The organism is Acinetobacter bereziniae LMG 1003 = CIP 70.12, assembly GCF_000368925.1.
In the GTDB taxonomy this organism is placed as follows: domain Bacteria; phylum Pseudomonadota; class Gammaproteobacteria; order Pseudomonadales; family Moraxellaceae; genus Acinetobacter; species Acinetobacter bereziniae.
The window spans coordinates 382,425-405,950 of the sequence record NZ_KB849755.1 but is presented as its reverse complement, the minus strand read 5'-3'; the positions used below and the strand labels follow the sequence as shown (position 1 = coordinate 405,950).

At 38.2% G+C, this 23,526-nt stretch carries 25 protein-coding genes and 1 pseudogene; 15 read left to right on the top strand and 11 right to left on the bottom strand.

Translation table 11 applies throughout. The features are described 5' to 3' along the window. Window positions 1-6 precede the first annotated feature (6 nt). The 5 genes and pseudogenes from F938_RS03790 to F938_RS03770 all read left to right on the top strand — a co-directional run bounded on the left by F938_RS03790 (window position 7) and on the right by F938_RS03770 (window position 5,102). Entirely contained in the window at window positions 7-1,404 is a 1,398-nt protein-coding gene (locus tag F938_RS03790; RefSeq protein WP_005029529.1) for an efflux transporter outer membrane subunit, read from the top strand. Between the two features lie 335 nt (window positions 1,405-1,739). Next, window positions 1,740-1,931, top strand: coding sequence for a hypothetical protein (locus F938_RS03785; protein WP_005029527.1), 192 nt, complete (start codon window positions 1,740-1,742; stop codon window positions 1,929-1,931). 312 nt (window positions 1,932-2,243) lie between these two features. Beyond that, on the top strand, window positions 2,244-3,563 hold the full coding sequence (locus F938_RS03780; protein ID WP_005029525.1) for an NCS2 family permease: 1,320 nt from the start codon (window positions 2,244-2,246) through the stop codon (window positions 3,561-3,563). Window positions 3,564-3,682: 119 nt separating this feature from the next. Next, a pseudogene (locus tag F938_RS03775) lies at window positions 3,683-4,683 on the top strand (adenosine deaminase). Window positions 4,684-4,751: 68 nt separating this feature from the next. Further along, entirely contained in the window at window positions 4,752-5,102 is a 351-nt protein-coding gene (locus F938_RS03770) for a hypothetical protein (RefSeq protein WP_005029519.1), read from the top strand. A gap of 258 nt (window positions 5,103-5,360) precedes the next feature. Here the strand turns inward: F938_RS03770 and F938_RS03765 are convergent, their stop codons facing one another. Further along, window positions 5,361-5,912, bottom strand: a complete 552-nt coding sequence (locus F938_RS03765; RefSeq protein ID WP_005029516.1) for a cytochrome b — start codon at window positions 5,910-5,912, stop codon at window positions 5,361-5,363. A 221-nt stretch (window positions 5,913-6,133) separates the two neighbouring features. On the opposite strand from F938_RS03765, the gene F938_RS03760 reads away from it, so the two are divergent. Both F938_RS03760 and rnhB read left to right on the top strand, forming a co-directional pair. After that, window positions 6,134-6,514: a hypothetical protein gene (locus F938_RS03760; RefSeq protein WP_005029514.1), complete on the top strand. Its 381-nt coding sequence runs from the start codon at window positions 6,134-6,136 to the stop codon at window positions 6,512-6,514. Between the two features lie 57 nt (window positions 6,515-6,571). Continuing rightward, on the top strand, window positions 6,572-7,141 hold the full coding sequence (gene rnhB, locus F938_RS03755; protein ID WP_005029513.1) for a ribonuclease HII: 570 nt from the start codon (window positions 6,572-6,574) through the stop codon (window positions 7,139-7,141). 80 nt (window positions 7,142-7,221) lie between these two features. Here the strand turns inward: rnhB and csrA are convergent, their stop codons facing one another. The 5 genes from csrA to F938_RS03730 form a co-directional block, all read right to left on the bottom strand. Then, complete coding sequence (gene csrA, locus F938_RS03750) at window positions 7,222-7,473, bottom strand: carbon storage regulator CsrA (protein ID WP_004721174.1); 252 nt, start codon at window positions 7,471-7,473, stop codon at window positions 7,222-7,224. A gap of 243 nt (window positions 7,474-7,716) precedes the next feature. After that, window positions 7,717-8,997 carry an aspartate kinase gene (locus F938_RS03745; protein ID WP_005029511.1) on the bottom strand — a complete coding sequence of 427 codons (1,281 nt, stop codon included), beginning with the start codon at window positions 8,995-8,997 and terminating at the stop codon, window positions 7,717-7,719. A gap of 63 nt (window positions 8,998-9,060) precedes the next feature. Further along, entirely contained in the window at window positions 9,061-11,754 is a 2,694-nt protein-coding gene (alaS, locus tag F938_RS03740) for an alanine--tRNA ligase (RefSeq protein ID WP_167539460.1), read from the bottom strand. A 245-nt stretch (window positions 11,755-11,999) separates the two neighbouring features. Further along, on the bottom strand, window positions 12,000-12,776 hold the full coding sequence (locus tag F938_RS03735) for a PA3715 family protein (RefSeq protein ID WP_005029507.1): 777 nt from the start codon (window positions 12,774-12,776) through the stop codon (window positions 12,000-12,002). 29 nt (window positions 12,777-12,805) lie between these two features. Further along, window positions 12,806-13,624 carry a PA3715 family protein gene (locus F938_RS03730; RefSeq protein WP_005029505.1) on the bottom strand — a complete coding sequence of 273 codons (819 nt, stop codon included), beginning with the start codon at window positions 13,622-13,624 and terminating at the stop codon, window positions 12,806-12,808. A gap of 137 nt (window positions 13,625-13,761) precedes the next feature. Here F938_RS03730 and F938_RS03725 point away from each other — a divergent pair, with 137 nt between their 5' ends. Both F938_RS03725 and F938_RS03720 read left to right on the top strand, forming a co-directional pair. Beyond that, on the top strand, window positions 13,762-14,784 hold the full coding sequence (locus tag F938_RS03725; RefSeq protein WP_005029503.1) for a type I glyceraldehyde-3-phosphate dehydrogenase: 1,023 nt from the start codon (window positions 13,762-13,764) through the stop codon (window positions 14,782-14,784). A gap of 119 nt (window positions 14,785-14,903) precedes the next feature. Next, window positions 14,904-15,200 (top strand): hypothetical protein, encoded by a 297-nt coding sequence (locus tag F938_RS03720; RefSeq protein ID WP_005029501.1) that lies wholly within the window; start codon window positions 14,904-14,906, stop codon window positions 15,198-15,200. Between the two features lie 58 nt (window positions 15,201-15,258). Here F938_RS03720 and F938_RS03715 read toward each other — a convergent pair whose 3' ends face one another. Beyond that, the gene (locus F938_RS03715) at window positions 15,259-15,558 is read right to left on the bottom strand and encodes an AzlD family protein (protein ID WP_004831172.1); all 300 of its coding nucleotides are present in this window, start codon (window positions 15,556-15,558) and stop codon (window positions 15,259-15,261) included. Then, on the bottom strand, window positions 15,555-16,298 hold the full coding sequence (locus tag F938_RS03710) for an AzlC family ABC transporter permease (RefSeq protein ID WP_005029499.1): 744 nt from the start codon (window positions 16,296-16,298) through the stop codon (window positions 15,555-15,557). The genes F938_RS03715 and F938_RS03710 overlap by 4 nt, the downstream gene beginning before the upstream one ends. 149 nt (window positions 16,299-16,447) lie before the next feature. Here F938_RS03710 and F938_RS03705 point away from each other — a divergent pair, with 149 nt between their 5' ends. After that, complete coding sequence (locus tag F938_RS03705) at window positions 16,448-16,909, top strand: Lrp/AsnC family transcriptional regulator (RefSeq protein ID WP_004831170.1); 462 nt, start codon at window positions 16,448-16,450, stop codon at window positions 16,907-16,909. A 3-nt stretch (window positions 16,910-16,912) separates the two neighbouring features. Here F938_RS03705 and F938_RS03700 read toward each other — a convergent pair whose 3' ends face one another. Both F938_RS03700 and F938_RS03695 read right to left on the bottom strand, forming a co-directional pair. After that, window positions 16,913-17,479 carry an RNA 2'-phosphotransferase gene (locus tag F938_RS03700; protein ID WP_005029497.1) on the bottom strand — a complete coding sequence of 189 codons (567 nt, stop codon included), beginning with the start codon at window positions 17,477-17,479 and terminating at the stop codon, window positions 16,913-16,915. A gap of 39 nt (window positions 17,480-17,518) precedes the next feature. Continuing rightward, window positions 17,519-17,923, bottom strand: coding sequence for an Lrp/AsnC family transcriptional regulator (locus F938_RS03695; RefSeq protein WP_005029494.1), 405 nt, complete (start codon window positions 17,921-17,923; stop codon window positions 17,519-17,521). 121 nt (window positions 17,924-18,044) lie between these two features. Here F938_RS03695 and F938_RS03690 point away from each other — a divergent pair, with 121 nt between their 5' ends. After that, on the top strand, window positions 18,045-18,587 hold the full coding sequence (locus F938_RS03690) for a cysteine hydrolase family protein (protein WP_005029491.1): 543 nt from the start codon (window positions 18,045-18,047) through the stop codon (window positions 18,585-18,587). Window positions 18,588-18,652: 65 nt separating this feature from the next. Here the strand turns inward: F938_RS03690 and F938_RS03685 are convergent, their stop codons facing one another. Then, window positions 18,653-19,162, bottom strand: coding sequence for a hypothetical protein (locus tag F938_RS03685; protein WP_005029488.1), 510 nt, complete (start codon window positions 19,160-19,162; stop codon window positions 18,653-18,655). Between the two features lie 313 nt (window positions 19,163-19,475). Here F938_RS03685 and F938_RS03680 point away from each other — a divergent pair, with 313 nt between their 5' ends. The 4 genes from F938_RS03680 to F938_RS03665 all read left to right on the top strand — a co-directional run bounded on the left by F938_RS03680 (window position 19,476) and on the right by F938_RS03665 (window position 23,446). After that, window positions 19,476-20,642, top strand: coding sequence for an ATP phosphoribosyltransferase regulatory subunit (locus F938_RS03680; RefSeq protein ID WP_005029485.1), 1,167 nt, complete (start codon window positions 19,476-19,478; stop codon window positions 20,640-20,642). A gap of 70 nt (window positions 20,643-20,712) precedes the next feature. Continuing rightward, on the top strand, window positions 20,713-22,032 hold the full coding sequence (locus tag F938_RS03675) for an adenylosuccinate synthase (protein ID WP_004831163.1): 1,320 nt from the start codon (window positions 20,713-20,715) through the stop codon (window positions 22,030-22,032). A gap of 175 nt (window positions 22,033-22,207) precedes the next feature. After that, window positions 22,208-22,999 carry a M48 family metallopeptidase gene (locus tag F938_RS03670; RefSeq protein ID WP_004831162.1) on the top strand — a complete coding sequence of 264 codons (792 nt, stop codon included), beginning with the start codon at window positions 22,208-22,210 and terminating at the stop codon, window positions 22,997-22,999. Between the two features lie 141 nt (window positions 23,000-23,140). Continuing rightward, on the top strand, window positions 23,141-23,446 hold the full coding sequence (locus F938_RS03665) for a phosphoethanolamine transferase domain-containing protein (RefSeq protein WP_005029483.1): 306 nt from the start codon (window positions 23,141-23,143) through the stop codon (window positions 23,444-23,446). The last annotated feature ends 80 nt before the right edge of the window (window positions 23,447-23,526 follow it).

Here is a 23,526-nt window from a genome sequence, read left to right as displayed (position 1 = left end):
TATAACATGCAAAATTTAATCAAAAAAAATGTGATCAGTCTAAGTTGTATGTTGTTCCTGACAGCATGTCAATTAACCAAAGTTTGGCATCCACCGCAATATCAAGTGCCAATTATTCAAGCAGATCAGCACTATAAATATTCAACTTTAAACTGGAAACAAACCAAAAATTTAAAAATACACTCAATTGCATGGTGGGAGATTTATCATGATTCAACCTTGAATCAATTGATGCAACAACTCAATCTCGAAAATTTGGATTTAAAACAGGCTGAAGCACGATATCTGCAAGCTGCCGCATTACTCAACCAACAGTATGCGCAACGTTCAGCAAAGTTAACCGTAGAGGGTGGAGTAAATCGTCAAGCAACCAAGCAAAGCTCAGCAAAAAATCAATGGTCTACGGGTATTCAAGTCAGTTGGATCCCAGATTTGTGGGGCAGAGTTGCAAAAGCGATTGAAGGGCAAAATGCAAATCTAGCCGCTTCTCAAGCAGACTTAGATGCTGTAAGACTCAATCAGCAATTATTAGCAACAGAGGCTTATTGGAATATACGGATATTGGATGCGCAGTTAGCGGTATTACAGCAAACCCAAAAAAGTTATTCACGATCTGTCGAGATTCTCAATAACCAATATCTTGCTGGAATGATCGCACGTGCAGATGTGATTCAAGCAGAAACACAGCGCAAACAAGTTGAAATTCAGCAGATTGAAATACAACGTGATCGTGATTTACAAGAAAATATTTTGGCTGTACTACAGGGCAAAACGGTTTCACAATTTCACATGGCTCGGCAGCAACAAACCTTTCAAATACCTGTTTTACCCACACAAATTCCTAGCCGTTTATTAATTCAGCGTCCAGATGTTCGACGTGCTGAACGAGAACTCGCAGCCACACATGCAGAACTTGGATTAGCGCAAACGGCTTGGCTACCTGATCTTAGTATCGGTATAAATGGCTCAGTCAATGCTCAAACTTTGAGTCAATTATTCCAAGCGCCACAATACTTATGGTCAACAGGTTTGCAAGCGACATCAATTATTTTTGATGGTGGTAAACGTAAAGCTGAAATTGAGCTTGCACAAGCACGTTATGCTGAAAAAACGGCGAATTATAAACAAACGGTTTTAACAGGATGGAAGGAAGTTGAAGATGCACTTCTACAATCTGCCAGTTTTAGGCAACAACAAAATGAACAAAGTCGTTTATTTGAATTAGCAAGAGAAAATGAACAAGTGGTCACTCGCCGTTATCAAGCAGGTATGGTGAGTTATTTAGAAGTGGTTACGGCACAAAATTTGCGCTTACAAGCAGAACAAGCAACTTTGGAATTAAAACAACGACAGTTAAACAATACAGCACAATTGATTGCAGCATCAGGCGGACAGATTAATTAAAAGCATTCATCAATGTTGATTATTGAATAATGCTTTGTGGTTTTTTTCTCGTATTGAGTCTTTTAGATTTTGCTATGCCGTGTATCATCAATGAAGATGTACACCTCCTTGATAGACGATGTGTAGGTTAATTTAAGCAAGTCTCAAACTTACCGCCCTAAACCGAATTTTGCTTTAATTGTTGTCATTTTAGGGTGTTTGGTCCATAAAAATGCACTGTTCAAGTGCGATATTTTAATAAATGTATCTTGATTCATTTTTTTAGATAAAAGTGTTATACAAGTCACAAAATATATGTATAATCGCCGAAATTTATCACTTGACATGATTTAAAAATGGTAAAGCTCATAACTTTGACAGTCTTCGTTGGGATTTTATTTCTTGGTTATTTTACCTATGTGGATACGCAACAGAAAAAACAGCAAGAAATGCTGAATATCATTAAAGAAGCAAATTTAACCATTAAAAATGTTGAAGCGAACCCAAATAATCAGCGTATTTTAAAGGGCAATCATTCATCCATATAATCTCAAGAGTGGCTATGCTGATGTTCAAAAATTATCAGATCCGATGAAATGAACGGGGGAGGACGTTCAGTTTGATAAAATTATATAAACAGTATGATATAATTTGCGAAATATAACCGATCAAGTCCGTTTATACATTCTAGAATATTAAAGCTGCGCATTCGCAGCTTTTTTAATTCAAGTTTTTTATCGGAAATGTCATTTTGGTATGTTTATTGAATGCTTAACTACGGCTAAATTGATGCCATGTATCATTTACTCAATCAACTCGATTTTATCAACGAATAGCTCAAACTTAACAGGGGCTCAACAATGACGAATCCAAATCCTTCAGCGGGTTTGCTCGAACGCTTATTTAAATTAAGTGAAAACAAAACAACGTTTAGAACCGAAATACTTGCAGGTTTAACAACGTTTTTAACGATGTGTTATATCATCATTGTTAATCCATTGATTCTATCTGAGACAGGTATGGATCATGGTGCAGTATTTGTCGCAACATGTTTGGCAGCTGCAATTGGTTGTTTGGTTATGGGGGTGGTAGCGAACTATCCAATTGCGCTTGCACCAGGTATGGGGTTGAATGCGTATTTTACTTATTCAGTCTGCTTGGGAATGGGGGTTGAGTGGCAAACAGCATTGGCTGCTGTATTTGTTTCTGGATTGGTATTCATTGCAATTAGTATGTTTAAGATCCGAGAAGCCATTGTAAATGCCATTCCAATGTCATTGAAGTTTGCAATAGGGGGAGGAATTGGTTTATTCCTTGCGCTGGTTGCATTGAAAAACTCAGGCATTATTGTTGCGAATCAAGCAACGCTGGTTGGTTTAGGTGATTTAAAACAACCGACTGTTTTATTGACTTTGTTAGGCTTTTTCCTCACAGTCATTATGCATCACTATAAAGTTCGTGGTGCAATTATTATCAGCATTTTAGCAGTAACAGGAATTGCAACAGCGCTCGGCTTAAACGAGTTTAAGGGTGTTGTGGGTACAATTCCTTCAATTGCACCAACGTTCATGCAAATGAATTTTGAAAATTTATTTTCAGCAAGTTTGGTAGGCGTTATCTTTGTATTCTTCTTGGTTGATCTTTTTGACTCAACAGGCACATTGGTTGGTGTTTCACATCGTGCAGGTTTGTTAAAAGATGGTAAATTGCCACGTTTGAAAAAAGCATTGTTTGCAGACTCTACTGCAATTGTTGCAGGTGCTGCCTTAGGAACATCTTCAACGACACCTTATATTGAATCATCCGCAGGTGTTGCTGCTGGTGGTCGTACAGGTTTAACTGCTGTTGTTGTGGGTTTATTATTCCTTGCATGTTTATTCCTAGCACCGCTTGCTCAATCTGTTCCTGGTTTTGCAACAGCACCAGCATTATTATTTGTTGGTGTATTGATGATCCAAGGGATCACCAACATTGAATGGGATGACATTACCGAAGCTGTTCCAGCATTTTTGACCATCGTATTTATGCCTTTTGCCTACTCAATTGCAGATGGTATTGCAATGGGATTCATTAGCTATGCTTTGGTTAAACTGTTTACAGGTAAAGCTAGAACTGTACCTTATATGGTGTGGATCATTGCTGTGCTTTGGGTGATTAAATTCGTTGCATTTGGTGGCTAATATCCAGAAATGCGTAGAGGGTGTAAACTCATGTTTGCACCCTTTTTTATTTAATGTGTAGATATAAATCCAAGTGATTTGGATATTTTGATTTAATTTAAGAATTTTGAGGATATATCGTGAATAGGTTAGAACTCATCCGTGCTTTGCCAAAGGCGGAACTCCATGTACATATTGAAGGCACGTTCGAGCCAGAACTCATGTTTGCGATTGCTCAACGTAATCAGATTGATATTCCTTATAAATCTGTAGAGGAAGTCAAACAGGCATATAACTTCCATAACCTTCAATCATTTCTTGATATTTATTATGCAGGCGCGAATGTGCTGGTTAAGGAACAGGATTTCTATGATTTGGCTTGGGCGTATTTTGAGAAATGCGCAGAAGATCATGTGGTACATACCGAATGTTCTTTGATCCACAAACACATACAGACCGTGGTGTAGCATTTGCAACGGTGATCAACGGTTTACAACGTGCATGTGATGATGCAAAAGCTAAGCTTGGGATTAGTTCACATTTGATTATGTGTTTCTTGCGTCATTTAAGTGAAGAAGCAGCTTTTGAAACCTTGGAACAGGCACTGCCATATAAAGATCAAATCATTGGTGTTGGTTTAGATTCAAGTGAAGTAGGGCATCCACCTGCTAAATTTGAACGTGTTTTTGCTAAAGCACGTGAAGCTGGATTTTTGGTTGTTGCACATGCTGGAGAAGAAGGTCCAGCTGAATATGTATGGGAAGCTTTAGATCTCCTCAAAGTTAATCGTATAGATCATGGGGTTCGTTCAGAAGAAGATCCTGTACTTATGCAACGTTTAATTGCTGAAAAAATGCCTTTAACGGTTTGCCCACTCAGTAATCTTAAACTATGTGTTGTCAATGATATGGCGCAGCATAATATCCAGCGCTTATTAGAGCAGGGTGTTCATGTGACTGTAAATTCAGATGATCCATCTTATTTTGGTGGATATATGAATGATAACTTTATATCAATTGCAGAAGCTTTGGATTTATCGACACAAGAATTAAAACAATTGGCAAAAAACTCATTTGATGCTGCTTTTATTTCTGCTGAAGAAAAGCAAAATTGGAATCATCAAATAGATGCATTAAGCTAAGTCAAGGTATATCCTAACCATATTAAAAACAGTGTGTGAGCACTGTTTTTTTTCATGAGGAAAATGATTTGAAACTTTTAACCGCATTGATGTTGATTTTACCCATCACTGTTGCTTGTGCGGATTCCAATAAAAGCATGACGCAACAAATGTTTAAGCCTTTGATAGAATTGCAATGTGCCAATGAATTAAAATCTTCAAAAATTTGGCAAGCTTCGGCTTTTCTATGGTCGAGCACCCAGCAAAACCAAGCGCAGGAGAAAATCTGTGCTTGCGTCAGTGATAATGCTTTAAATGATATTCCTGCTACAGAATTGCTTAAGGCGACCGTGAGCGAGTCGGCTAAAGACAGTTTGGTTCAAAAGGCGGTTATGAACAGCTTGAAAGGTTGTGCAAAAGAAGCTTTAAATTATAGATGATATAGTCAATCTGTTGAAAAATTCATACAGTAGAATATCATTTCTCTTGATCAATAAAATTAAAGCGATCAATATATTGTTCGATGATATAAGCCTTGCACTGCCACGCTTTAGCTCTAGAGTTTAAATTGTTTTGCGTAGGCGATACTTTACTTTTCAGAGGATTCAAAAGTACAAAATAAATTTTAAAAAAGCACATCTGAATGATGTGCTTTTAAGTGCAAACAATTTTAATCTCAAATCATTGTATTTTGAGATTTAGCCCTGACGAGTCATGCTTTTTAAAACATTATCTTTATCAATAAAATGGTGTTTAAGCGCTGCAAGAATATGCCCGACCAGTAATAGCCCAGCTGCCCATGAAATATAAATATGCAGTGGTTTTACAATCGCAGTTAAATCAGGATTGTCTTGAACCAGTCTTGGAATCTCAAACAGATATAATACAGGAACAGGATGACCAGCACTCCAGCTAAATAAACAGCCTGTGATCGGTAAAGCCAAAAGCATGAAATAAAGACCGAGATGTCCCAGATGAGCCAAAGTTTTCATCAAAGGAGACATGGTTGCTGGGAGTTCTGGCACTGGGTGTGTATAACGCCAAAAAATTCGAATAATCACCAAAAAGATAATCACTGAAGCGATATTTTTGTGCAAGGTGATAACATCGCCTTTGAATGGACCATCGACATCATAGCTTAAAAAATTACCACTATAAAAACCAATCACCCATGCGGTGATAAAAATGATTGCCATGACCCAATGTAACCACTGTGCCGTCCTTGTATAGTATTGTGATTTTTGTTGCATGTTACATATTCCAATTTAATTTGATGCCTATGATATGGATTTTTACTACGGAAATCAGTTCCAAAAATTCAACGGATTGTTTTAAATTTGCAACGCTTAATGCAGAAAATGAGAAATAATTATCCATTTAATGGCAGAGCACAAGATTATTAGAATTTTTAGTTTAATCTCACTATAAGTTTAGGCAAAATATATTCTTTATTCGATAAACTGGAAAAATTGTGAAAAAAACTGCTGCCTTTATTGCACCTTTGATCTTGGCTTTGACTGCTTGTGCGACAACGGATTCAATGGATCCTACTGCAGCAGGGACAACGACACAGCAATTAGGTGCTGTAGTGATGAAAATTGCGATTAATGCAAAATGCACGACAGAATTAGAAAACTTACCTGCATGGAAAGTGGCAACACGAGTGATGACTACTGAACAAAAAAGCAATGTTCAAAGCCAAATTTGTGGTTGTGTGAGTGAAAAAGCACCACAAAGTGTCTCTGCTGTAGACTTAGCAACAGCGGCACTAGATCCTCAGGCGCGTGCAACGATTGTTTCCAATGCAGTAACAAAAACAATTAATGCCTGTGTTGCTGAAGCAATGAAATAATTGCCTAGAATTGTTTAAGGCTTTAATGATTTAGGTATGGATTTGATAGGAAAGACGATGTTAGTTGCTGGAGTTGATGAAGCGGGCAGAGGTCCATTGGTTGGATCTGTTGTTGCTGCAGCTGTTATTTTAGATCCAAATAATCCGATAGAAGGATTAAATGATTCAAAAAAACTGACTGAAAAGAAACGTGAAAAGTTGTTTATTGAGATTAAAGAAAAAGCACTTGCTTGGGCGATTGCCGAAGCAACACATCAAGAAATTGATGAGATTAACATTTTACAAGCTTCATTGTTGGCAATGCGACGTGCTGTAGAAGCATTAAAGCTTGTTCCTGAGCATGTATTGGTTGATGGGAACAAAGTCCCTAAAGGCTTAAACATGAGCTGTGACGCTGTGATAGGAGGTGATGCGTTACATGCTGAAATCAGTGCTGCCAGTATTTTGGCAAAAGTGACCCGTGATCATGAAATGGTAGATTTAGACAAGCAATATCCACAATTTGGTTTTGCAAAGCATAAAGGCTATCCTACAAAGGCACATTTTGATGCTATTGCAGAACACGGGGTTATTGATCAACACCGACGTAGTTATTCACCCGTAAAAAAAGCTTTAGGTCTTGAATAAGCACAAAGTTTTTTACCAGTGATTCAAATAAATTTAAAGCGGCTATATAAGCCGCTTTATATTTCAAAACATTTATAATCTTAACGATTATATGTGTTTTGCGAATTATCATCTTCAAAAGAAGGTTGATAATCTTGATCAATATGTTGCAAATGTTCGTGCATAGCACGTTCATGTTGAATACGTTGATAAATTTCTTCGCGATGTACAGAAACTTCTTTTGGTGCATTCACACCAATACGAACTTGATTGCCTTTAACACCAAGCACAGTAACACTGACTTGATCCCCAATCATCAAAGTTTCTCCGACACGGCGGGTCAGAATCAGCATGTTTATCTCCTTGCTTAAACGCTAAACCTGCGATGAATTTCTACAAAAATAGAAAACACAACTTTAAATAGCACCGATAATTTTAACAGAATAATGTGACAAGTTTTTCACTTTCTCACCCCTCCGTTGAAATTTTTTAAAACCTCAAAAACTAATATAACAGAGCCACTATAGAAAACACTATAGTGGCTCTGATTTTTTCTTGGTCAAAACAGCGAATAAGTTGCTATATTTGATCAAAAATTACGCACGCGCACTCGATTCGCCATGTTCACGGTCTAAACCGAACGCTGTGTGAAGAGAACGTACCGCAAGTTCTAAATAATTTTCTTCAATAATCACAGAAATTTTAATTTCAGATGTTGAGATCATTAAAATATTGATCCCTTCATCTGCAAGTGCTGTAAACATTTTACTCGCAACACCTGCGTGTGAACGCATACCCACGCCAACGATAGAAACCTTGACGATATCGTCACGTGTTGCAACTTCACGTGCGCCAATTGCTGTTGCAGTTTCTTCTAAAATTGCTTTTGCTTTTTTAAGTTCACCACGATTCACTGTAAATGTGAAATCAGTCGTACCGTCTTCTTCAACGTTTTGGATAATCATATCCACTTCGACGTTTGCAGCACCAACAGGCGATAAAATTTTTGAAGCAATACCTGGTTCATCAGGTACACCTAAAATAGTTAATTTAGCTTCGTCACGGTTAAATGCGATACCAGAAATAATTGGCTGTTCCATACTGTCTTCCGCTTCAGTGGTGATTAGTGTTCCGACATTCTTTTTAAAGTCTTCGTCGAATGCGCCATCATTGTCATTATCAAAGCTTGATAATACGCGTAAAGGCACTTGGTACTTACCTGCAAATTCAACTGAGCGAATTTGTAGAACTTTAGAACCAAGAGATGCCATTTCAAGCATTTCTTCAAATGAAATGCGATCAACTTTTTTGGCTTTAGGTGCAACACGTGGGTCAGTGGTATATACACCATCAACATCAGTATAAATTTGACACTCGTCTGCTTTCAAGGCAGCAGCCAATGCAACGCCAGATGTATCTGAGCCACCACGACCTAAAGTTGTTGTATTACCATCAGCATCAAAACCTTGGAAGCCAGCAACAACAATGACACGACCTGCATCTAAGTGACTGGTCATAACATCAGTATCAATTGCTTCAATACGTGCTTTGGTAAATGCGCTGTCGGTTTTAATCCCAACTTGGCGACCTGTAAGTGACTTAGCTTCAACACCAATTGAATTGAGCGCCATTGCTAACATTGAAATCGTTACCTGTTCACCCGTTGACACCATTTGGTCTAATTCACGAGGATCAGGGGTTTCGGTAATGGCTTTCGCTAAAGCCAATAAGCGGTTGGTTTCACCACTCATTGCTGATACAACCACTACAACCTTGTGGCCGTGGTCATGCCAACGCTTTACACGACGAGCAACATTTAAAATGCGCTCGGGAGTACCCATAGAAGTACCGCCATATTTTTGAACGATTAATGCCATAGTTGTTCCATATAAGCCATGACTCTAATTGGCATTAGAGTCAGTTACACAAAAGGTGAAGTTTTATTTTTGAGCAAGCCATGCAGTTAGATCTGTCATCACTTGTTCAAACTTCTCGTTTAGTGGCGCGCCACCTTGTGCTAAGTCAGGTTTACCACCACCTTTACCACCAAGCTCAGTTGCTAAGTGCTTAATGATGTCACCTGCTTTTAGATTTGCAGTGAAATCTTTTGCTACAGATGCGATCAGGCTCACTTTGTCGCCTTCAACACCTGCAAGCACAATTACTGCATTATCTAATTTAGATTTGACACTGTCATGAAGATGGCGAACTGACTTCGCATCTTGTCCTTGAACTGTGGCAATAAGTGTTTGACGACCAGCAATTTCCGTCACTTGATTGATCAAGTCAGAAGCTTGGAAGTTCGCCAATTTTTGATTCAATTGTTCGATTTGTTTTTGCAGTTGATGCGCATTTTCTACCGCAGCTTCAACTTTCTCAACAGTTTGGTCTTTTTGGGCTTTCAGCAGATCATTGATATGTAAAATATCGGCATCTACTTTTTGTACTACTTCCAGTGCTTTCGTGCCTGTGACAGCTTCAATACGACGTACACCCGCAGCAACACCACCTTCAGAAGTGATTTTGAATAAACCAATATCACCTGTACGTTTCACATGGATACCACCACACAGCTCAATCGAGAAATTTTTCTCATCTTTCAGTGAGCCCATAGACAGTACACGAACTTCATCGCCATACTTTTCACCAAACAACATCATTGCGCCTTTATCTTTGGCTGCTTCGATGCCGAGAAGTTCTGTAGATACAGCAGTATTGGCAATAACTTCAAGGTTCACTAAACGTTCAACTTGTTGCAGTTGTTCGAAGCTCACAGGTTGGTCATTGGCAAAGTCAAAACGCAAAAGATCAGAAGCGACCAATGAACCTTTTTGCTGAACATGTTCGCCTAAAATTTGACGCAATGCAGCATGTAAAAGGTGAGTGGCAGAGTGGTTACGTGCAGTCGCGTCACGGATATCAGCTTTCACAATAGCTTCAACGCTCTGTGTTGCTTTTAGACTGCCTACAGTCACAATACCTTGATGAACAAATGCATTACCTGATTTTTTAGTATCTTGAACTTCAAAAATACCGGTTTCATTTTTGAAGATACCTGTGTCACCAATTTGACCACCGCTTTCTGCATAGAATGGTGTTTGGTTCAGCACGATCAATGCTTCATCACCTTCAACGACTTCGTCAACTTGAACACCATCTTTATAGATCGCAACAATTTGTCCCTGACCTTGAGTTGCGTCATAGCCGTCAAACTGAGTTTCGCTGTCTACTTTTACAATGCTGTTGTAATCAACTGCAAATTTGCCTGCTTCACGTGCACGTTGACGCTGTGCAGCCATTTCAACTTCAAAACCTGCTTCATCAATTTCGAGTTCACGTTCACGTGCAATATCTGCAGTTAAGTCAGTTGGGAAGCCATAAGTATCGTAAAGTTTAAAGACAGTCTCACCTGGAATAATTTTACCTTTCAGGTTTGCTAATTCACTTTCAAGTAATTTCAAACCTTGTTCAAGTGTTTTTGCAAACAACTCTTCTTCACGAATCAAAGCATTTTCAATGACTTGGCGACGCTCAACCAATTCAGGATAAGCTTCACCCATCACATCAATGAGTGGTTGCAACATTTTGTAGAAGAAAGTACCTGTTGCGCCCATTTTATTACCATGGCGTACAGCACGACGAATAATACGACGCAACACATAACCACGTCCTTCATTGGATGGATTTACACCATCAGCAATCAAGAAACAGCATGAACGTGCATGATCTGCAACAACTTTAAGCGAAGCTGGGTATTCAATTGGTTTATTTTGAGTCTGAGCCTCAGCTTGAGCTTGGCTCATATCTACGCCGATGATTTCAGCTGCAGATTTCAATAAGTTTTGGAACAAGTCAATTTCGTAGTTTGAATTGACGTGTTGTAAAACAGCAGAAATACGCTCTAAGCCCATACCTGTATCGACAGATGGCGCAGGAAGATTGTGCAAGACGCCATCAGCAGTACGGTTAAACTGCATAAAGACGTTATTCCAAATTTCGATAAAACGGTCACCGTCTTCTTCAGGTGTGCCAGGTAAGCCACCCCAGATATGATCGCCATGATCAAAGAAAATTTCAGAGCAAGGACCACAAGGACCTGTATCACCCATCGCCCAGAAGTTATCAGATGCGTATTTCTCGCCTTTATTGTCACCAATACGGATGATACGGCTAGCATCTAGACCGATTTCTTTGTTCCAAATATCAAAAGCTTCGTCATCTGTATGATAAACAGTGGCATAGAGTTTGTCTTTTGGAAGTGCTAACCATTCTTCACCTGTTAGGAAATCCCAAGCAAAACGAATAGCATCATGCTTAAAGTAATCACCAAAAGAAAAGTTACCTAACATTTCAAAGAAAGTGTGGTGACGTGCTGTATAACCCACATTATCCAAGTCGTTATGCTTACCACCTGCACGTACACATTTTTGTGAAGTTGTTGCACGAACATAGTCGCGTTTTTCTAGACCAAGGAAACAATCCTTAAACTGATTCATGCCGGCATTGGTAAACAGCAGAGTAGGGTCATTGGCGGGTACAAGTGAGCTCGACGCGACACGTGTATGTCCTTGCGATTCAAAGTAACGCAAAAATGCTTCACGTATTTCAGCAGTAGTCATAAAACGAGTACTCACAACCAAGTCACTCCTCAATTTTCATATTGGCTAAAAGTGTGTCACTGAGTCTAATTTTATTGCTCAGTCTGCACACAGGCTTAATTTTTAAAAACGCCAAAGTATAACGGAAAATACACGCTCCACCAATGATTTTAAGGTGAATTATTGGTTTTTCTATACAATTGCGACTTTGGTCCAAATAGGTTTTAAATTCTACAAAATTTAAAATACCCCTACATTGTCATTACAACATTTAACGCAAATTAAAAAGGATCAATACTTAAAAAGTTATGATGCTGAAATTTATATACTTGACCATTAAATTTAAGCGTTTGTTGTTGCTTATATTGTTTTTTCACCGAAGTACAGGTTTTGTAGTTGGTTTTGGTCTGATTTTTGGTTTCTTTTAAAATGATGTCCTGTAAGCCATGTGTGATCTTATTTGATAAAATAAGGATGCGTCTGACTTCTGAATTACTGTTTTCTGAACAGTTTCCAATTCGTTCATAGCCGCTTTCATTCATGCTGATACCGCCAATTTCTTTAATGGGGTGTTTAGGATTAACTTTAAATAAAGTTAAATTACTGTGGCTATAAGTGAAACCACCTTGATGCGACGATGAGGTTTCAACACCCACGACATCAATATCCTTTAATGTTGAAAAACGGGTGGTATGTAGTTGTGCACCATCATAATGATCGGCATCTGAGTAAAAGGTTTCTGGTGCTTTATACTTTTGCAGAATTTTATGCTGAGAAGAATCAATTAGATATAAATTCAGATCATGTTCCATGTCATCATAAGATTTATAATCAATTGGCTGGCTAATGGCGATTAAGTGAATTCTTTGTGCATTGTCCAAATGGATACAGCTTTGATATGTTTCAGCATCTGTATTTGCAAAACGCTGATTGACCAATTTAAATTGTTCAATCAATTGTTGTTGCTGTTGTTCTGAGCAACGTTGATAGGGAGCTGCAAATAAGTTTACTGAAATGTAAACCAATGCCATGCCAAGGGAAATCTGAAATATTTTCATAGGCTCATCTCTAAAAGTTCAAAATCTAATTAAATTCCAAAGTCTAAAAATTTAAGATGTTTAAAACGATATTCTTTACCATCAAATTTCATGATATGACGTTGCTTTTTGACAATACGATGGGTACTACAATTTTTTTCGTCAAGTGTTATGCGCTCTGTTTTTTCAGTGAGTTGAATATCTGCTAAACCGTGACTGTTTTGTTTTAATGGGTGAAGTAATATTTGAGTCTCGATTTGTTGATTATTTTCACACATAGACGGTCTTTCGCTACCTGAGTAATTCGTCATAAATTTATCTAAAACCAATTGCAGTTGGTGATTGTTGATTTTGAATAACTTTATTTCACGTATTGTTTTGTCGATCCTGCCTAAATGCTTGTAGGTTAAAGCCAGACCAATAACGGGTGTGGCATAGTCTGTAGAAAAGTGATGAATATCAAATTGTAAGTTTTCATACTGACCGATATCTGAAGTAATCGTCATTGGATAATGATAGTGATTTAGAATTTTTTCAGATGTATTGTCAATTAAGTAAAGATTTAAGTCGTAATCTGGATACCCAGACGACAGAGGAAGTGGTTGACTAACTGCGATCAATTGCAGATTTTGATCCAGCTCGATACAGGTCTCAAATGTTGGATAACGTGTATCGCTGTGTTGTGATGAAATTAGGTTAAGTTGATCAAGCAATTGCTGAGTCTGTGTTTGGCTGCATCGTGAATAGGTATTTTGAATATTCATTTGTTGGGCATAACTGAAAGGAATCAATATAAAAATACATATCGCAATACAGCAAAAATAAAATAGATGCCGCATAAAAGTCATGGTGAGCAAAGATGAATACATTTTTTTATCCAATGATGTTTTAAATTCTATTGTTTTCGAAATTTTTCTTGCTAAAGTCAGCTATATATTAACAGTAGTGACCATAAATCTTATACCATATAACTGATTATGGTAGTTTGGCTGTAAAAGGACATCTGATGCAACGTGTGGCAATAAACGGATTCGGGCGGATTGGGCGAAATGTATTAAGAGCTTGGTTTGAAAATCCGAAGAACTTTCATTTTGAAATTGTTGCCATCAATGATATCGCAGACGTTGAAACATTGGTTCATTTATTTAAATATGACACCACTCACGGACGTTTCGATGGTGCAGTCAATATTGTTGAAGAAAATGGACAGCTTTATATGTCTATTGATGCTCGTCAGATAAAACTTAAAGTTCTGATTTTAAGACAAGAAAATCCAGCACTGTTGCCTTGGAAAGAATTGGATATTAATGTTGTTTTAGAGTGTACGGGTCTATTTCGTTCTAGAGCGGCTGCAACACAGCATTTAATTGCTGGGGCTAAGCGTGTCATTGTTGGTGCTGCACCATTTGATACTGTTGATGCTGCAATCGTATATGGTGTTAATCACCATGAAGTCAAAGCCTCTGACCAAATCATTTCCAGTGTGTCTTGTACCACACAGGCGTTGGTGCCATTGGTCAAAATTATTGATGATGCTTTTGGTATAGAAAGTGCTTTGATGACAGAAATTCACGCGGTTACAGCGGATCAATCGGTATTGGATCATGCTCATCGTGATTTGCGTCGTGCAAGAGCTTCGGGTCAAAACATAATTCCAACCACATCTTCAGCGCTGGGTGCATTGAAGCAAGTCATGCCAAAAATGGAAAATCGAATTGATGGTTTTTCAATTCGGGTACCGACCATTAATGTGGCTGCAATTGATTTAAGCTTTGTTGCAAAGTCAGCGATGACGACTCATTTGATTAATCAAACTTTGGTTCAAGCTGCAAAATATGATTATGCGGAAATTATGTCCGTGACAGATGAACTATTGGTTTCTAGTGATTTTAATCATTCACCTTATTCATTGATTGTTGATCTCACCCAAACACTTGTTGTAGGACAGCAGGCTAAGGTTTTTGCTTGGTATGATAATGAATGGGGCTATGCGAATCGCTTGCTTGATCTGTGTGAATCATTCTATTGAACATTCACTGATGCGTGTGTGATAACAATGCATTCAACACGATGAGAATTCATCACTTTTAACGTGCTGAAATAAAGATAAAATAATGATAGATCACATCTTATAATTGGGGAATGATGATGTTTTTTATGTATATCACTTTGGTGATTGTCTATTTAGCAATTATTTTTATGGTTTGGCAAATGGGGAAGTTGAATAAGCAAAATATCACTTTAATTGAGCGAACCAATCACCAAGAACATTTGATTCAATCACAGGAGAAACATCTTAAACAAACATTGCAAATTATGCAGGATTTAGCAAAAAAGATGCATGTACAACAAGAAGTCTTGGACAATACCTCAAATCGCTTGACTCAAGTTGAGTTTCAAAATGCTGAACTGATTAAAATACTTCAACAAAGTAAACAGCCTTAATTTGCTCAAGAACGTAGAGATGGATGGGCAAATCATGCTCTCAAACAGTTGAGATACTTTATGCGATCAAGTATCTCAACATCGCTGTGGCGACAATACTGATCATTACAGTAGGAAGTAAAGACAAATAACAAGCAGCCAGTATGGTTACAGCAATTGCAACTAAATTCGCTGGATGATCAGAAACAAAATATGGTGCGATGACAGAAACAAGTACGCAACCCGGAATGACTTGCAAAATCCGTGTGGTTCTTTTACTGAGCTGTCGATTTTTTAACAACAAATAGCCTAAAACTCTGGTTGAATATGTGGTCAATCCAACACATAGAATCGCGATAAAGGTGGTCATATGAATCATTCTTCATCTCCAATAAACAAGAAGGCAGCAATAATTCCTGAAATAGAACCCACCAAAACGTACCATCCTTTGGGTAAAAAGTAATAAGCCAAAGCGGCAGCGATGAGGCTAACCAACCAAGGTAATGCGGGTTTAAAGCCTTTCCACATTCCACGTAAAAGCACTAAGCATACAGCCGGAAAAGCCATGTCAAAACCAAATTTGGTAACATCTCCAAGAAAAGAGCCAATACCAACGCCAAGCGTGGTAAAGCTAACCCACATAACATAAAGTGCAAAGCAGAGTCCGATATAAAAGAACACACTAAAGCCTGCATAGGGATTTCGTGGATTTTGTTTGTGGGCATCGGTAATGCTTAAAGCCCAACTTTCATCACACATAAAAAATAACAAAGGCAAAGCTTTACGGTTGGGCAAGTGTCGAATATAAGGTGCTAAACTAGCGCCCATTAAAATATGGCGACTATTCACCAAAAACGTGATTAAGATAAGAAAAAGAAGTTGTGGTGGTTGGGTCCATACTTCAATAATGGCAAATTCTGAACCACCCGCAAAATTAAGTCCTGTAAGTAGAGGGACTTCTAAAGCAGAGAAACCTTTTTGAGCAGCTTGAGTTCCAAGTACCAAGGCAAAAGGGATAATCCCTAATAACATCGGAATGGATGTTTTAAGACCGCGTAAAAATTCTCTGAAATCAATAGAATCATTCAGTTCTGCTGCGGCGTTTTTAAAACTTAACATGAGAAGCTCAAAGTCGAAAATACGGTGTTTGTTTATTTTATGCCACTTGATAGGCTATTTTTCTCTAAATTTTCTGCTTGTAAAAGTTATTTTGCAATAATATTGCTGAAATATGTTATTTTTTAAATTTATATACTAAGACTGGTTTTATGAAATTAGACCAAACAGATCGTCGTATTTTGCGCGCTTTACAGCAAAACGGTAAGTTGCAGAATAATGAGTTAGCCGAGCAGATCGGATTATCCGCTTCCCCATGTTTAAGACGAGTAAAACAACTTGAAGATGAAGGGATCATTGACCGATATGTGGCTTTGGTAAACCCGCAAAAAGTCAATCTCAGTTTGACGGTGTTTGCTCGAATTTGGTTGAAAAGTCAGGATGAGCAAACCGTAAACCGTTTTATCGATTCAATTATGAATATTCCTCAGATCGTAGAGTGCCAATTGATGGCAGGCGATTGTGATTTTTTCTTACGTATCGTTGTTTCTGATTTAGAAGCTTATCGAAAGTTTCAAATCAATCATCTTAATAAAATATCAGGAATTCAGAATGTAAAAACTGAAATCCCTTTGCAAAAAATCAAACTAACCACGACTTTGCCATTGGATTAATGGTTAGTCGGAGTGTACGAATTGGCGTAAATATTTTACAGGAACATGTTCAGTGAGCCAAACGCCATTTTCTGCTTGATAAAAATGATAGCCATCTTGATGCATTTGTTGAGTATCAATCTGATAAATAAACACTTTGCCATGCCGTTTGCCAACTTGAGCCGCAGTAATTTGATCGGCGGACAAATGCACATGATGTCGTTCACCAGACATTAAACCTTGATCTAAAATACTGTCGACAAAGCGTGTTGCCGTACCATGAAAAAGTGTATTGGGTGGTGTGATAGCGATATAATCACGTTTAACTTGCGTACTAGAATGACCTTGTACTGCACGGATTTTGCAGTGATCATTTGAAAGCTGAAAACGTTTTTTATCACTGCTTTCAACAATTTGAATAAATGCATCTAATTTAAGAGGGTGGTGATGCTTAATCAATTGCTGTAAAAGTATCTGTACATCAGTCCAACCTTCGGAGTCTAGTTGGATTCCAATGGTTTCTGGTTGATGTCTAAGTACTAAGCTGAGAAACTTACTGTGTTGTTGCTGATTTTTTTCTTGAGATTTCATTGGTTTATTCTTACATAATTTTAGTAAAAACAGTTAAATTTATGGTTCTATTGTTTTTACCACACTATCAACTGAATATTGTCCCCATTCGGACAGTTGTTCGATAAAGTGATTGATTGCTTGACTGTCAAAGTGAGCCACTAACATATAGCAAGCAGAACCGCAGACTTTATAACAACTTTCGATCGCTTCAAACTGCATAACAAATGCTTCAAACTTTTCAAAATCATTATTTTGCATCATTACTCGGATAAACTGAGTCGTTGGATGATTTAAAGCAATGGTATATTTTTGAATTGTACCTTCGTCTTGCATTCGGGCGATACGACTACCAACGGCTTGTCCTGTACGATGAACCAATTGTCCAATGTCTTTGTTGCTGAGTCTAGAGTCAGTTTTTAGAATCTTTAAAATTTTTAGATCGATTGGGTCATTTGGCAACATGGGCAATTAAACTTTTTTCAGTTTGAAAGTAGGCAGACATTTATTCTTTCACGAGAGTCTGCAAACTGCTAGATATTTTGCTTAATCTTATAAAAACTTCAACAGAACAGTGAGAATGAAAATGAGTCGTACTGCTTTATTGGTGATTGATGTTCAAAATGATTATTTTCCACAAGGCAAGATGGCGTTGTTTGGTGCAGAACAAGCTTTAAAGCATATCAATCGATTGGAAGCTGATTTTATCAAAAATGCTCAACCGATTATTTATATTCAACATATTGCCAAACAAGCGCAAGCAACTTTTTTTCAAGAGGGAACAGAGGGTGCTGAATTACATGCTGGCTTGCAGATCAATCAAGCCCCAATCATCATTGAAAAGCACTATCCCAACAGTTTCTTTCAAACGAACTTAAAGCAAGTGCTTGATCAGCTTAAAGTAGAGCGTTTGATTATTAGCGGAATGATGACGCATATGTGTGTCGATGCGACATCTCGCGCAGCAGCGGAATTGGGCTATCAACCAATAATCATTGCTGAAGCAACAGCGACACGCCAACTCAGTTATGCAGGTAAAACAGTACAAGCTGAAGATGTGCAAACGGCATGTTTATCTGCATTTCAGATGTTTTCACAAGTCATCAGTGTTGATGATTATTTAAAATAGTCAAAATAAAGGGAAATGCAAAAGGATAGCGCTTTTGCTTTTCCCATTTTAAATCAAAACAGCTTCTATTCTTGATTTAAAAAACCTTCTTTAATTTTTTCAGGCAATCCTACATGCCACCAAGTATAGATTGAGGATTTAATTTCCTCATCTTCTTCTGGGGCGTTAAATGGTTCGTCGTCTTCACGAATTAATTCATCTTCTTCGAATTTAAACCAGAATTCCCACGGGTCATCATCACCGCATCCCCACGCACGTACATCAATCTCATCAAGTAGAGATTTTAAGAACAGCACAATTGCTTCAACAAATTCGTCACCTGAAGAACCATGTACAAAATGGGCAATTGAATAACCATCTATCCTACTTATTGATTCAGGACCTAAGTCAAACTCAACATTGTCCACAGTATTTAAAAGATCTTCAACCAGTTCATGTCCCATCTCTGGGTTGATCTCAACCGCGGAAGTCATAAATTTATCCTGATCCCCTCGATGCGCTTTAAATAACTCATCCAGTTTTAGCATAAGGTTTGGATTTGGATGTTTGTAATAAATGTTGCTATGAAGTTCCATACGTTCCCCGATTTTAATATTTAAGTCATGTTGATGTTGGTGATGCTTTTCTATGCAAATGAATTATATTTTGAACAGTGTAAATAGCAATCGGCTTTAAAATGAAAATTTAAATAAATACAAACTATTGTGTTTAGTTTAAGCTGCAGTTTCTAACTTTGGTGTAAGTTGTATACTTGTCAGCAATTTATTAATCAAAAGTTATTTTATTAATGCATGGTGCGGATGATCGTGCTAAAATAAGAGAAATCGGGTGTGTTCCCGATTTTTTTATGCGGATTACTTCCGCGCTGACAGGATTTAGGTTTACAACATGCCCATTTCAGAGACATGGTTATTACCTGATGGTGTAGCTGATGTATTACCAGAGCAAGCGCAAGTAATTGAACAATTGCGCCGTAAAGCTTTAGATTTCCTCGCATCCCGAGGTTATCAGCTGGTGTATACGCCATTCATCGAATACATCGAATCACTTTCTTCTCTTTCCGAATCGAATCAAGATTTAGACCTAGCCACTTTTAAAGTCATCGACCAACTTTCTGGTCGTTTGCTTGGTGTGCGTGCCGATATGACACCACAAGTGGCTCGTATCGATGCCCATGTACATCAAGTACAAGGTGTGGCGCGTTACTGCTATGCAGGAACAGTACTTCATACTAAACCACAAGGTTTTAATACCACGAGAGCACCTTTACAGCTTGGTGCGGAATTATTTGGTTCAGATAGTATTGATGCTGATGTTGAAATGATCGACGTCATGCTTAATCTGATTAAAACAGCGGGTATGGTGGATGGTATCCATCTTGATTTAGGGCATGTTGGGCTATTTAGAAGTTTGGTCAAGCTTGCAGGTTTAAATAAGTCAACAGAACGTCAGTTGTCAGACTTATATCAACGTAAAGCGCTACCAGAACTTGCGGAGTTTACGCAAGAATTAAAATATGGCACTGATTTTTATGCTTTAGGTCGTTATGCAAGTGACTTAGATGCTTTGCAAACGCATATTAGTACAGAAATTTTTGCGGACGAAGCATTCAAACATGCTTTTGATGTACTTAAAACAACATATACCGAAATTCAAGCACGTTGGCCAAATCTCAACATCGGGATTGATGTGGTAGAACTTCGTTCATACCATTATCACACTGGCTTAATGTATGCCGTATATGCACCAAACCGTGCAGCACCATTAGCACAAGGTGGTCGTTATGATGGTATTGGTGAACATTTTGGACGAGCGCGCCCAGCAACAGGTTTCTCTTGTGACTTATATGTTTTAAGTGCCGGGCAACATCAACAGATTGAAAAAGTGGTTGCACCGAAGGGAACAGCTCCTGATTTGCTTGAAGCAATTGCGGAAACACGCAATCAAGGCTTAAGTGTAATTCAGTTATTGGGTAACGACGATTTAAACTCAGTTCCTAATGCAACGCACCAATTGGTGAATGTTGCAGGTGAGTGGAAAGTCGAAACAATTTAACGATCGAATAAAATGTTCATGTCATTTTATTGGGTTTTCTATTTTAACAGCATGATGTAATGAGGCTATTATGGGCAAAAGTGTTGTGGTACTCGGTACCCAATGGGGCGACGAAGGTAAAGGTAAAATCGTTGACCTGCTCACAGATCAAGCAGCTGCGGTAGTACGTTATCAAGGCGGGCATAACGCGGGTCATACACTCGTCGTTGGTGGTAAGAAAACAGTTCTTCACCTCATTCCATCAGGTATTTTACGTGAAAACGTACTTTGCTTAATTGGCAATGGTGTTGTGCTTTCACCTGAAGCTTTGATCAAAGAGATGGATATTTTAGAGAAAGAGGGCGTACCTGTTCGTGAACGTCTACGTATTTCTCCAAACTGCCCATTGATTCTTCCACACCATATTGCACTTGATCAAGCACGTGAGAAAAAACGTGGAAATGCTAAGATTGGTACAACTGGTCGTGGTATTGGTCCAGCGTATGAAGATAAGGTCGCTCGTCGTGCAATCCGTGTTGCGGATTTGGTACGTGGTGGTGATCATCTTAAAGCGCAGCTTGAAGAACTTCTTGAGTACCATAACTTCCAATTGACTCAATTCTTTGGTGTTGAAGCAGTTAAAGTAGAAGATGTACTTGCTCTTTGCGACCAATGGCGTGAAGTGATTAAACCATTAGTATTGGACGTGATCACGACTTTGCATGACTATCGTAAAGATGGTGCAAATATTATGTTTGAAGGTGCTCAAGGTTCATTATTGGATGTTGACCACGGTACATATCCATATGTAACTTCTTCAAATACAACAGCAGGTGGTGTGAGCTCAGGTTCAGGTCTAGGTCCATTACACCTTGATTATGTTCTCGGGATTACCAAAGCATATACAACTCGTGTAGGTGCGGGTCCGTTCCCTACCGAACTTGTTTATGATGCTGCCAATGATGTTGGTGATGCGATTGGTAAACACTTAGGTACTGTAGGTTCTGAGTTTGGTGCTTCTACTGGTCGTCAACGTCGTTGTGGTTGGTTTGATGCAGAAATTTTACGCCGCTCAGTTGATGTAAACTCATTATCTGGTATTTGCTTAACTAAGCTTGATGTTTTAGATGGCTTAGAAGAAGTGAAAATCTGTGTCGGCTATGAAGCTGCGGATTCTGGTTGTGTTGGTTCTACAGATGCGCTTGCATTTGAAACATTAAAACCAATCTATGAAACCATGCCAGGTTGGTCTGAATCGACTTTCGGTGCGAAATCACTAGATCAATTGCCACAAAATGCAATTAATTATGTGAAGCGTATTGAGCAGTTGATTGAATGTCCGATTGACATCATTTCTACTGGTCCAGATCGTGATGAAACGATTGTGATGCGTCACCCATTTGATGCTTGATATATAGATATTTTAAAAGCTCCCTCGGGAGCTTTTTTTATAAAGCTATTTTATAAGGTTTAAATAAAATGTGATTTACTTTGATTTTTTTTACAAAATACAACATAATTTGGGCGCTAAACGTTGAACTCCGTGTTGGAGTTTACATAAAGACTAATGAGCTTTGGTGAAAATAATGATTAACAAGAATGTATTACTTGGATTAGGGTTAGTGGTTGGTTTGTCTGGTTGCACCACGGTTGCTGAGTTAACGGGTAATGACTCTGCAACATTAAACCTCAATGCGGCAGCAGATTATAAGTTATTGGTTGAAGATGCAAAGGCACAAAAAGCACTGGATACGACATCTTCTACTTATAAACGTGTGAATGCTGTTTTTGTAAAAATGAAGCCTTTTGCGGATCAAGCAAATAAAACAGGGCAACAGTTTGACTGGCAGTTAAGTGTGTTGAGATCTGATGAACTCAATGCATTTGTCATGCCGGGCGGAAAAGTGGTGTTCTTCACAGGTATCGTCAATCAGCTTAAATTAACAGATGCTGAAATCGCTGCAATCATGGGTCATGAGATGACGCATGCTTTAGAAGAACACTCTAAACGCGATGCAGGTGCTACTGCAATCACTGATTTTGCTGTGAAGATGGGTAAAACTTATGCAGGTGATAAGTTAGGCTCAATGGGTACTCAAGCACTCGATATTGGTAGTAAATACGGCGTCGGTCTACCTTACTCACGTAGTTTAGAATCTTCTGCGGATCGTGGTGGTTTGATGCTTATGGCTAAAGCAGGATATAACCCAGAAGCCGCAATCACAGTATGGCAAAAAATGAATAAAATTGATGGTGGCAGTACCAATGGTGTTCAAAAGTTTACTTCTACGCATCCATCGAATAATGACCGTATCTCAGATTTAAATAAGAGTATGGTTGAAGCCAAGCAAGTTTATAAAGCTGCAATCAAAAAATAATTGAAATGTAGAAGAGATCTAAGCCTGAAGTTATTCAGGCTTTTTCTTGGAAGTAAAAGACTAAAGTCGAAAATGATTTAAGTTAGGTTTTTATATTCAGCTTGTTAGAATATATCTTTCGATACACATTGAGTTTGAACCATGCAAAAGAATATATCCTCAACGATGTTTTATTCTCTGATTTTTGCAATGGGCGGTGCACCAACAATCGCTATGCTCATTATTCAGGCTCAAACCACTGATCCAGCTATTGTTTCTCAAGCTTTGCTTGGGCTGAGTGTAATGATTGCTTGTATACTGGTTCCTATTGTTCTGATTCAAAATGCATTTCTATTTTTTAAACGAAATGATCAGCAGTTGGAACAGAAAATTATTCCTTTAAAAAATATCTATTTGGCTTTGAATGTGCTGTGTTTGGTGTACTGGTTGATGGTACAGTTTTTGTAGGTTTTTTACTTACATAATTAATATGATTTAATGAAAATTATTGATTTATCCTTATGTAACATTTGCATATAATTCACAAC

What these genes read in the sequence shown, in the direction of transcription:
- F938_RS03790 (WP_005029529.1), top strand. Translation starts at nt 7, where the DNA reads ATGCAAAATTTAATCAAAAAAAATGTGATCAGTCTAAGTTGTATGTTG.
- F938_RS03785 (WP_005029527.1), top strand. Translation starts at nt 1,740, where the DNA reads ATGGTAAAGCTCATAACTTTGACAGTCTTCGTTGGGATTTTATTTCTT.
- F938_RS03780 (WP_005029525.1), top strand. Translation starts at nt 2,244, where the DNA reads ATGACGAATCCAAATCCTTCAGCGGGTTTGCTCGAACGCTTATTTAAA.
- F938_RS03765 (WP_005029516.1), bottom strand. Translation starts at nt 5,912, where the DNA reads ATGCAACAAAAATCACAATACTATACAAGGACGGCACAGTGGTTACAT.
- rnhB (WP_005029513.1), top strand. Translation starts at nt 6,572, where the DNA reads ATGTTAGTTGCTGGAGTTGATGAAGCGGGCAGAGGTCCATTGGTTGGA.
- csrA (WP_004721174.1), bottom strand. Translation starts at nt 7,473, where the DNA reads ATGCTGATTCTGACCCGCCGTGTCGGAGAAACTTTGATGATTGGGGAT.
- F938_RS03745 (WP_005029511.1), bottom strand. Translation starts at nt 8,997, where the DNA reads ATGGCATTAATCGTTCAAAAATATGGCGGTACTTCTATGGGTACTCCC.
- F938_RS03735 (WP_005029507.1), bottom strand. Translation starts at nt 12,776, where the DNA reads ATGAAAATATTTCAGATTTCCCTTGGCATGGCATTGGTTTACATTTCA.
- F938_RS03730 (WP_005029505.1), bottom strand. Translation starts at nt 13,624, where the DNA reads ATGTATTCATCTTTGCTCACCATGACTTTTATGCGGCATCTATTTTAT.
- F938_RS03725 (WP_005029503.1), top strand. Translation starts at nt 13,762, where the DNA reads ATGCAACGTGTGGCAATAAACGGATTCGGGCGGATTGGGCGAAATGTA.
- F938_RS03720 (WP_005029501.1), top strand. Translation starts at nt 14,904, where the DNA reads ATGTTTTTTATGTATATCACTTTGGTGATTGTCTATTTAGCAATTATT.
- F938_RS03715 (WP_004831172.1), bottom strand. Translation starts at nt 15,558, where the DNA reads ATGATTCATATGACCACCTTTATCGCGATTCTATGTGTTGGATTGACC.
- F938_RS03710 (WP_005029499.1), bottom strand. Translation starts at nt 16,298, where the DNA reads ATGTTAAGTTTTAAAAACGCCGCAGCAGAACTGAATGATTCTATTGAT.
- F938_RS03705 (WP_004831170.1), top strand. Translation starts at nt 16,448, where the DNA reads ATGAAATTAGACCAAACAGATCGTCGTATTTTGCGCGCTTTACAGCAA.
- F938_RS03700 (WP_005029497.1), bottom strand. Translation starts at nt 17,479, where the DNA reads ATGAAATCTCAAGAAAAAAATCAGCAACAACACAGTAAGTTTCTCAGC.
- F938_RS03695 (WP_005029494.1), bottom strand. Translation starts at nt 17,923, where the DNA reads ATGTTGCCAAATGACCCAATCGATCTAAAAATTTTAAAGATTCTAAAA.
- F938_RS03690 (WP_005029491.1), top strand. Translation starts at nt 18,045, where the DNA reads ATGAGTCGTACTGCTTTATTGGTGATTGATGTTCAAAATGATTATTTT.
- F938_RS03685 (WP_005029488.1), bottom strand. Translation starts at nt 19,162, where the DNA reads ATGGAACTTCATAGCAACATTTATTACAAACATCCAAATCCAAACCTT.
- F938_RS03680 (WP_005029485.1), top strand. Translation starts at nt 19,476, where the DNA reads ATGCCCATTTCAGAGACATGGTTATTACCTGATGGTGTAGCTGATGTA.
- F938_RS03675 (WP_004831163.1), top strand. Translation starts at nt 20,713, where the DNA reads ATGGGCAAAAGTGTTGTGGTACTCGGTACCCAATGGGGCGACGAAGGT.
- F938_RS03670 (WP_004831162.1), top strand. Translation starts at nt 22,208, where the DNA reads ATGATTAACAAGAATGTATTACTTGGATTAGGGTTAGTGGTTGGTTTG.
- F938_RS03665 (WP_005029483.1), top strand. Translation starts at nt 23,141, where the DNA reads ATGCAAAAGAATATATCCTCAACGATGTTTTATTCTCTGATTTTTGCA.